Raw genomic sequence first — 3,023 nt, forward strand, 5'->3', positions numbered from 1 at the left:
CGTCGCCGAGTGCGCAAACGACGTCGACGAGTGCTCAAACGACCGCGCCGGCGAGTGGACAGTCCACCACGCCGCAACTTGGCGGGGAGGTGTACGCGTCGCTGAATCCGCCGAGCACTCAGCCTGAGCACCCGGCGTACATTCCGCCGCGCGGCGTTTACGCGAGCGGTAACGCCGAGATCGGCGGCCCAGTGGGCCTCGACACCGGCTTCAGCATCGTGGGCCACGGGGCGCCCCCGCCGCCGCGGTTGCATGGCTACGGCTGGAACGACGGCCGGGCTCCGGGCCACCCGCCGCCGCATTGGGAGGGCCCGCCGCCTTCGGGTGGTTGGGACGGTCCGCCGCCTCCGGGTGGCTGGAACCGGCCGTGGGCCGGAGCGCCGCGTGACGTGGCTGTGGCGCGGGCCGATTTCGGACCCTTCAGCTACAACACCTTTACCGCCATCCCGGTCTTCAACTGGCAGTACGGCGGTTGGGGTTACTGGTTCTTCGGTGTCTGGGTGCCCCTGTACTGATCCCGCACTGATCGTGGACTACTGCGGGTGGGCCGCCACGTAGTCCGCGGCCGGGATCGGCGCGGACGCGTCGTAGCCGATGGGCAACAAGACGTCGCCGGCCGTCGTGCGGCAATAGACGTCCCACCGGTAGTACGCGGCGAACGTGGCGGGATCGGCGGCGATCAGCGCGGCGTACTGATCAACCGCGCGCACGTATTCGCTGGCGTGGTTGTAGCCGTAGACGGCGCGATCCCGATCGTTGGCAAAGCTATTGGCGGCCAGGTAGCGGCCGGCGGCCAGGATGCTGTCGCGGGGTGAGTGGATGTCGCCGCCCTGCCCATAGCCGGCGAACGTCGACGGCAAGAACTGCATGGGCCCTTGCGCGCCTGCGGTGCTCGCTCCCACGATGCTGCCGAAGCGGGTCTCGATGAAATTGATCGCCGCCAGGTAATTCCAGCTGACGCCGGATTCCGACTCCGCCTGGTGGTAGTAGTTCAGCAGCTCGTCGGCCGGGGCCGGCGGCTCGATGCGCCACGCCGGCAGGTTGTCTCGCACCGGGGTCAGCGCGGTGAGTTGCCGACGGGCGTCGACGTTGCGGTCGTAGACATCGACCAGCTCCGCCGGGATGCGCGGGCGCGTGGCCGCATCCCATTCGGGATGGTGTCCGATGGCGCGGTAGGCCGCCTGCTCGCGGTGCGCCGCCGCCGTCAGCGCCGGATCCGGCGTCCCCGGGTCGCGCAGCGCGCGCTCGTCGGCGACGAGGTCGTCGGCCAGCTGCACGGGGTCTGATGCCAGGCGAGGCTGCGCGCCGCCGGGCGTGCCCGCATCCACGGGCACCACGCGCGACGTCGGCCCGGACCGTGCAGCTGTGGCCGGGCCGGTCGCGGTCGCCGGATGCGATGCCGAACAGCCGACGAGCGCGGCCATGACCACGCCGAAAACGAGCGGCGCGGTGTACCGGTCACGGCCCACGGTGATCACGTCCGTCCATTGCCTCGGTTCCTACGGCGCCGGTTGGTTGGCTCTCAGCGAGTCTTGCGCATCCGAGCGCGTGACATCAATGCGGATGAGGGCTCAAACTGGTTGACATGCGCGACCGCGAGACGATCGACTCAGAATTGCGGCGCATCGCGCTTGGGCGCCGATCGCTTCGTGAGCAGGGCGGTCAGCCATCGTCCCGAGAGGTCGACGAACTGCTCGACGAGCTTCTGGCCCACAGCACGGGGGTGCCTCTCGTGGAGGCACCTAGCGTGCATGAAACCCAGGTGGTCGTCGCCGCCCGGCCGCGGCGCAACAAGACCCGCACCGCGCTCCTCCCGCGCCGCGGCGTGCTGCGCCGCCTGGGCCTTGTGGCGGCGTTGCCGCTCTCGCTGGTGGCCGTCGCCGCCGCGGTGATGGTCATGTTCGCGCTCCGCCAGCAGGATTCATCGGCGCGGGCGACGGAACCCCCGCCTCCGTCGGCCGCTTCGCCCCCGCCTCGAATGGCGCCGCCGGCACCCGCCCCGCGAATTGGCGTTGCCGACATGGCGTTCATCGCCGCGTTGAAGCACGAAGGCGTACCGGTTCCCAGCCAGGATTACGCGATGGCGCAGGGGCACGCCGTCTGCGACTTCCTGGCGCACCAACACAATTTCACCGATGCGGTCGGATTCGTGCAGCGTTCGTCGATCTGGGACGCCGATCAAAGTTCCCATGTCACCGCGGGCGCCATCGTCGCGTACTGCCCTCAGTCTCTGCCCGCGGCCCCGGACGAGATGCAGCCTGCCTATCAGGATGCTCTGTCCGATTTACAGGCCATCGAAGGAAAACTGCGAGGCATCGAAGGGGATCTGCAGGGCATCCAGGGCGGTCTGGAAAACCTCCCGGGCCACCCGTGAGCCCGGTGGGCCGCGTCGTTGGCGTTGATCGGCCCCACGCGACGGAAGCGGATGGGTTCCACCCCGGCCCCGTCTCGTGCCGGAAACCCTGTCCTGCACGAAGCTACCGCTCGGTGGCGAGGAGGGCATGCAGCCGTGACACTGCTATTGCTGGTTCTCAAAGTCGCGTTAATCGCCTTTGTCGTCGGAGGCACCATCGCTCTGATCACCCGCGGAATCAGGCGGTCACGAGCGAACAGATTGGATCCACGGTGGAAGGGGCACGGTGGGCAACCGGGGTATGAGGCATCCGCTTTCGGCGCCATGCCCAACACGCGCTTCCCGAATGGGCCTACTGGGACGAGGACGACAACCACGGCAAGGGCAGGGCGCGTTAAGCACGCCAACGCAGGATTGAACTGACGACCGCTCGCTTACCAAGGCGCTCCGTTCGCGAGCTTCCGCCCTGCATGACGACGCGACCCGGGCGGCCCGCACCTCCGCCGGCTCGAGTCGACGCGTGGCTCGGACGGCATCACCCTGTCGTAGAATCGTCGTGGCTTATCGAGCCAGCCCCGGCCGCGTTAGCTCAGTTGGTAGAGCGTCGCTCTTGTAAAGCGGATGTCGAGAGTTCGAGTCTCTCACGCGGCTCCATTCCTGTCGGTACTCA

3 protein-coding genes and 1 tRNA gene are annotated in these 3,023 nt (G+C 68.5%); 3 read left to right on the forward strand and 1 reads right to left on the reverse strand.

Features of this window, described 5'->3' with window-relative positions; translation table 11 throughout:
• A partial coding sequence (locus Q0W90_RS23965) for an MAP_0585 family protein (RefSeq protein ID WP_366895755.1) occupies positions 1–515 on the forward strand: 515 nt, incomplete at its 5' end.
• A gap of 18 nt (positions 516–533) precedes the next feature.
• On the opposite strand, the gene Q0W90_RS23970 is transcribed toward Q0W90_RS23965, so the two are convergent.
• Positions 534–1,424: a lytic transglycosylase domain-containing protein gene (locus tag Q0W90_RS23970; RefSeq protein WP_297777116.1), complete on the reverse strand. Its 891-nt coding sequence runs from the start codon at positions 1,422–1,424 to the stop codon at positions 534–536.
• A 161-nt stretch (positions 1,425–1,585) separates the two neighbouring features.
• Between Q0W90_RS23970 and Q0W90_RS23975 the strand changes: the two genes are divergently transcribed.
• A complete protein-coding gene (locus Q0W90_RS23975) occupies positions 1,586–2,374 on the forward strand; it encodes a DUF732 domain-containing protein (RefSeq protein WP_297777113.1) in 789 nt (262 codons plus the stop codon).
• A 557-nt stretch (positions 2,375–2,931) separates the two neighbouring features.
• Positions 2,932–3,007 (forward strand) — tRNA-Thr (locus Q0W90_RS23980).
• Positions 3,008–3,023 lie beyond the last annotated feature (16 nt).

Source organism: Mycobacterium sp., assembly GCF_025933915.1.
Classification (GTDB): Bacteria; Actinomycetota; Actinomycetes; order Mycobacteriales; family Mycobacteriaceae; genus Mycobacterium.

Bases quoted from the DNA above. Each gene is read 5' to 3' on its own strand.
- Q0W90_RS23970 (WP_297777116.1), bottom strand. From the start codon at position 1,424: ATGGCCGCGCTCGTCGGCTGTTCGGCATCGCATCCGGCGACCGCGACC.
- Q0W90_RS23975 (WP_297777113.1), top strand. From the start codon at position 1,586: ATGCGCGACCGCGAGACGATCGACTCAGAATTGCGGCGCATCGCGCTT.